Origin of the sequence: Shigella sp. FC1661 (assembly GCF_001712525.1) — a bacterium.
GTDB lineage: Bacteria > Pseudomonadota > Gammaproteobacteria > Enterobacterales > Enterobacteriaceae > Escherichia > Escherichia coli.
The window spans coordinates 1-5,020 of sequence record NZ_MDGW01000167.1 but is presented as its reverse complement, the minus strand read 5'-3'; the positions used below and the strand labels follow the sequence as shown (position 1 = coordinate 5,020).

Genomic DNA, 5,020 nt, shown 5'->3' with positions numbered 1-5,020 from the left:
CTAAATCACGTCAGCGCTGGCTGTTTTACGCGTATGACAGGATACGGAGGACGGTTGTGGCGCACGTCTTCGGTGAACGCACTCTGGCCACACTGGAGCGTCTTCTGAGCCTGCTGTCGGCCTTTGAGGTCGTGGTATGGATGACGGATGGCTGGCCGCTGTATGAATCACGCCTGAAGGGAAAGCTGCACGTTATCAGCAAGCGTTACACTCAGCGCATTGAGCGACATAATCTGAATCTGAGACAACATCTGGCAAGGCTGGGACGGAAGTCACTGTCGTTCTCAAAATCGGTGGAGCTGCATGACAAGGTCATCGGGCATTATCTGAACATAAAACACTATCAGTAAGTTGGAGTCATTACCAAAATAAATTAATTTGCTGCGGCTTTTTTAATCGCTGCAACCGCAGCCTTAAGCACGCCTAAACCATCGACTTTGCCATAAAGCAGCGAGTCAATTACTTCAACCGGTTTGTTGGGTAACAAACGCTGGATTTCGGGCAACATATAAGCAATCTGCGGCCCTAATAACACGACATCGGCATTCAGACCTTTTTCACCAGCCAGTGTTTCCGGAAATGCTTCAATAATGACCGGAACTTCATATTTTTCTGCCTGTGCGCGCATTTTTGATACCAGTAAAGAGGTAGACATGCCCGCAGAACAAAACAGATAAATGTGTTTCTTTTCCATAAAACTGCCCTCATCGACGATTATCTGTCAGCCAGACACTCCGCAAGCCTTAACCTGCTTCCATGCTCTGGGTAACTTGCGAAACCAACATGACTTTTTTTGTGGCTGAAAGGAGTATACGGTATAGACCTGAGCAATAGTATTTCTTTGACCTTATAAATTGTCTCTCCTTGACCTGCGGTTATGACCCTCTTCACATTTCGGGCAAATAATTCGCGAAGATAATTAAGAACTCAGGCCAAAAAACGGCGCAATGGCCGGTTTCCGTTGTTACTCAAGCTTTCAAACGAAGTGATTACTTCGCAGCCTGTGGATCAGTGTCGTATTCAGCACAGGTCTGATAACCGGAGTTGATGACATGTCCGGTATCATCTAACGCGACAAAGTAGGTTTCTGCTTTACCATCACGTTGACCCAGGATGTAGGTCTGGCAAGTACCACGAGCATGGATCATGCTCACTTCAGACGAAGGTTTACCCGCAATTTGTGCAACCTGCGCCCGGCTCATGCCTTTTTTGACGTCTTTCACCACAGGCTGTACAAACTGGTCTTTGGTACGATCATAAGCCGTACAACCCGCCAGCATGGTTAATACCGCCGCTGCACTCAGAATTCCTGCCATATTCTTGTTCATATTCCGTCCTCTTGTTTATCAGCGTGTTAGATAAGCCTGGAATACATTGGGCGCTTTTTCAAGCCCGTGAACGAAACGGCTCCGCTTTCAGAGGATTCCTGTATGACGTTTTATCCACCATTCAACCCGCTGTCGCTTGTCGTTTCAGTAGCGACGGGTTAGCTTTAAGGAAGTTTTGTCTTTTCTGTCTGGAGGGGTTCAATGACATTGCAACAACAAATAATAAAGGCGCTGGGCTCAAAACCGCAGATTAATGCTGAAGAGGAAATTCGTCGTAGTGTCGATTTTCTGAAAAGCTACCTGCAAACTTATCCGTTCATTAAATCACTGGTGCTCGGGATCAGCGGCGGTCAGGACTCCACGCTTGCCGGTAAGCTGTGCCAGATGGCGATTAATGAGCTGCGCCAGGAGACCGGCAACGAATCACTGCAATTTATTGCCGTACGCCTGCCCTATGGTGTTCAGGCCGACGAACAAGATTGCCAGGATGCCATTGCCTTTATTCAACCGGATCGCGTATTAACCGTTAATATCAAGGGCGCGGTATTGGCCAGCGAACAGGCGCTGCGCGAAGCGGACATTGAACTGAGCGATTTTGTCCGTGGCAATGAAAAAGCGCGTGAGCGGATGAAAGCACAATATAGCATTGCGGGTATGACCAGCGGTGTCGTGGTGGGCACCGATCATGCAGCAGAAGCTATTACCGGATTCTTCACTAAATATGGTGACGGCGGTACGGACATTAATCCGCTGTATCGTCTCAACAAACGTCAGGGTAAACAGTTACTGGCGGCATTAGCTTGCCCGGAACACCTTTATAAGAAAGCGCCAACGGCCGATCTGGAAGATGATCGCCCTTCTCTGCCAGATGAAGTGGCTCTCGGCGTGACCTATGACAATATCGACGACTATCTGGAAGGGAAAAACGTACCTCAACAGGTCGCCAGAACAATAGAGAACTGGTATCTGAAAACCGAACATAAACGCCGTCCGCCAATTACCGTTTTCGATGATTTCTGGAAAAAGTAATAATTTGCACATATTGGATTGTGCGAAAAAGAGTAATTTGTTCACGCCGGATGCGGCGTGAACGCCTTATTCGACCTATAAAACTATGCAAATTCAATACATTGCAGGAGTCGAATAGGCCTGACAGGCGTAGCACGTCAGACGGTGTAACCTTTGTCATCGACCCGCCTCTTTTTTAATCGCTTCCCGCCTGTTACACTGGATAGATAACCAGCATTCGGAGTCAACAGTGGTACGGCGTTTAACTTCTCCGCGGCTCGAATTTGAAGCTGCGGCAATTTATGAATATCCCGAACATTTACGTTCATTCCTTAATGACTTACCCACCCGACCAGGGGTGTATCTGTTTCATGGTGAAAGTGACACCATGCCGCTCTATATCGGCAAAAGCGTTAACATCCGCAGCCGCGTCCTTTCTCATTTACGTACCCCGGATGAAGCCGCCATGCTACGGCAATCCCGACGGATCAGCTGGATATGTACCGCCGGTGAAATCGGCGCTCTGCTCCTTGAAGCGCGATTAATCAAAGAACAACAGCCGCTGTTTAATAAACGGTTGCGCCGCAATCGCCAGCTCTGTGCCCTGCAATTAAATGAAAAGCGCGTCGATGTGGTGTATGCCAAAGAGGTGGATTTTTCACGAGCCCCCAACCTGTTTGGCCTGTTTGCCAATAGGCGCGCAGCTTTGCAAGCATTGCAGACCATCGCTGATGAACAAAAACTTTGTTATGGCCTGCTGGGACTGGAACCGTTAAGTCGCGGTCGTGCATGTTTTCGTTCAGCGCTAAAACGTTGCGCCGGAGCATGCTGCGGTAAAGAGAGCCATGAGGAACATGCGCTACGCTTGCGCCAGTCTCTGGAGCGTTTGCGGGTGGTGTGTTGGCCTTGGCAAGGGGCGGTGGCGCTGAAAGAACAGCACCCGGAAATGACTCAATATCATATTATTCAAAACTGGCTGTGGCTGGGGGCGGTTAATTCGCTGGAAGACGCGACAACGTTAATTCGGACACCCGCCGGGTTTGATCACGACGGTTATAAAATTCTTTGTAAGCCGCTGCTTTCCGGTAACTATGAAATTACTGAACTTGATCCGGCGAATGACCAGCGAGCCAGTTGATTTCACTGAACAACAGTTTACCTTGCGGTTGTAAAAGCCGCAGGGTGTGCCTGCCATCGAACCAGCACGCGCCCTGGTCGGTAGTGAGCAATTTATCGCCCAGTTGCCACGCCCCGTTAATCACAAACACCACCCCGCCGCGTGAGCCAAAGGTAGTAAACGTACGTTCGGCAATTCTGACTTTCGCCTTACAGACATCCAGGCGTGTCATGATGTTGAAATCCATCGACATCTGCCCTTCCGTCAGTTTCGCTTTTACCACCTGGTCCGCTGCAAAGGCAAAAGGCTGTAACGGTTTTAAGGTATGGTTAAAGCGGTCTGCGCTTTCAAGGAGCATCTCGCCGCCTTCCAGCAACGTCACTATCCTTTCCATGCCGGGAAACAAAGAAAACTCCCCATTCGCCGCGATGGATGCAATGCTGGCACGCCAGTAAAAATCACGTTTTGCCGGTGGGAAAGTGCAAATTTCGCGCGTTTCACCGGCAGCATTTCGCCACAGATTCACCGACATTTTACGCATATCAAAGTATTCCATACTCGCTCCCGGCCCGTTCTTTTCATTGTTATCGTTCAGGTAACCGTGGATGGTTATCGGCAACTCGGGTGATTTACGTTAGTGGTGATCAGGCTTTTTTTACAACTGTTTGAGAAGAGAAAAGAAAACCGCCGATCCTGTCCACCGCATTACTGCAAGGTAGTGGACAAGACCGGCGGTCTTAAGTTTTTTGGCTGAAAGATTATTCAGCAGTTGCAGGCATTTTACCTTTTGCCGCTGGACGTTCTGTCAGACGCTTCTCAAAATTAGCATTAAATTGCTTTTTCTGTTCCGGCGTCAGGATGTTGTAAATTTTGTTCTGGGTTTCCATGTGCGCCAGCATGTTAGCTTTGCGCTGTTCTTCCATTTTTGCGATCTGCGCTTCAGCTTTTGCTTTATCGAAGGTATCGCTGACAATGATGTCATGCATTGCGCGGCGTTCTTCCAGCGGCGGACGTTTCATCTGGTCACGCTGGCCTTTCATGATTTCGCGGATCTGCTGTTTCTGCGCGTCGGTCAGGTTCAGGTCTTTGAACATCATGTCCTGATGCGGACCGAACTTGCCTTTGTGGTGCATCATCGGCTTCGCGTCAGCCGGTGCTGCGGCATGGGCCAGGTTAGCCGCGCCAAGAGCCAGGGTAGAGGCAACAAACAGTGCAGTTAATTTACGCATATTCTATATCCTTCCTTTCAGTTATTTATTACGGCTTTCTTAAGTAGCGTGCCGTGTTGACGAGATTGGTAATGACTCCAACTTATTGATAGTGTTTTATGTTCAGATAATGCCCGATGACTTTGTCATGCAGCTCCACCGATTTTGAGAACGACAGCGACTTCCGTCCCAGCCGTGCCAGGTGCTGCCTCAGATTCAGGTTATGCCGCTCAATTCGCTGCGTATATCGCTTGCTGATTACGTGCAGCTTTCCCTTCAGGCGGGATTCATACAGTGGCCAGCCATCCGTCATCCATATCACCACGTCAAAGGGTGACAGCAAGCTCATAAGACGCCCC

Annotated in this window: 7 protein-coding genes and 1 pseudogene; 3 read left to right on the top strand and 5 right to left on the bottom strand. The window is 49.2% G+C overall.

Translation table 11 applies throughout. The annotated features are described in order from the left end of the window. A pseudogene (locus BFF42_RS11095) lies at positions 1 to 350 on the top strand (IS1-like element IS1X2 family transposase); the annotation flags it as partial. Positions 351 to 373: 23 nt separating this feature from the next. Here the strand turns inward: BFF42_RS11095 and chbB are convergent. Then, on the bottom strand, positions 374 to 694 hold the full coding sequence (gene chbB, locus BFF42_RS11090) for a PTS N,N'-diacetylchitobiose transporter subunit IIB (RefSeq protein WP_000412160.1): 321 nt from the start codon (positions 692 to 694) through the stop codon (positions 374 to 376). A 295-nt stretch (positions 695 to 989) separates the two neighbouring features. After that, complete coding sequence (gene osmE / locus BFF42_RS11085) at positions 990 to 1,328, bottom strand: osmotically-inducible lipoprotein OsmE (protein WP_001039044.1); 339 nt, start codon at positions 1,326 to 1,328, stop codon at positions 990 to 992. A 201-nt stretch (positions 1,329 to 1,529) separates the two neighbouring features. Here osmE and nadE point away from each other — a divergent pair, with 201 nt between their 5' ends. Together nadE and cho are read left to right on the top strand one after the other, a co-directional pair. Then, on the top strand, positions 1,530 to 2,357 hold the full coding sequence (gene nadE / locus BFF42_RS11080; protein ID WP_000175055.1) for an ammonia-dependent NAD(+) synthetase: 828 nt from the start codon (positions 1,530 to 1,532) through the stop codon (positions 2,355 to 2,357). A gap of 229 nt (positions 2,358 to 2,586) precedes the next feature. Continuing rightward, positions 2,587 to 3,474, top strand: coding sequence for an excinuclease Cho (cho, locus tag BFF42_RS11075; protein ID WP_000252396.1), 888 nt, complete (start codon positions 2,587 to 2,589; stop codon positions 3,472 to 3,474). On the opposite strand, the gene ves is transcribed toward cho, so the two are convergent. From ves to BFF42_RS11060, 3 genes are all read right to left on the bottom strand, one after another. Next, complete coding sequence (gene ves / locus BFF42_RS11070; RefSeq protein WP_004983350.1) at positions 3,434 to 4,009, bottom strand: environmental stress-induced protein Ves; 576 nt, start codon at positions 4,007 to 4,009, stop codon at positions 3,434 to 3,436. The two genes, cho and ves, sit on opposite strands and share 41 nt — an antisense overlap. A 202-nt stretch (positions 4,010 to 4,211) precedes the next feature. After that, positions 4,212 to 4,682 (bottom strand): ATP-independent periplasmic protein-refolding chaperone Spy, encoded by a 471-nt coding sequence (gene spy, locus BFF42_RS11065; RefSeq protein WP_001228966.1) that lies wholly within the window; start codon positions 4,680 to 4,682, stop codon positions 4,212 to 4,214. 82 nt (positions 4,683 to 4,764) lie between these two features. Then, on the bottom strand, positions 4,765 to 5,020 hold a 256-nt coding region (locus BFF42_RS11060; RefSeq protein ID WP_000474469.1), incomplete at its 5' end, for an IS1 family transposase.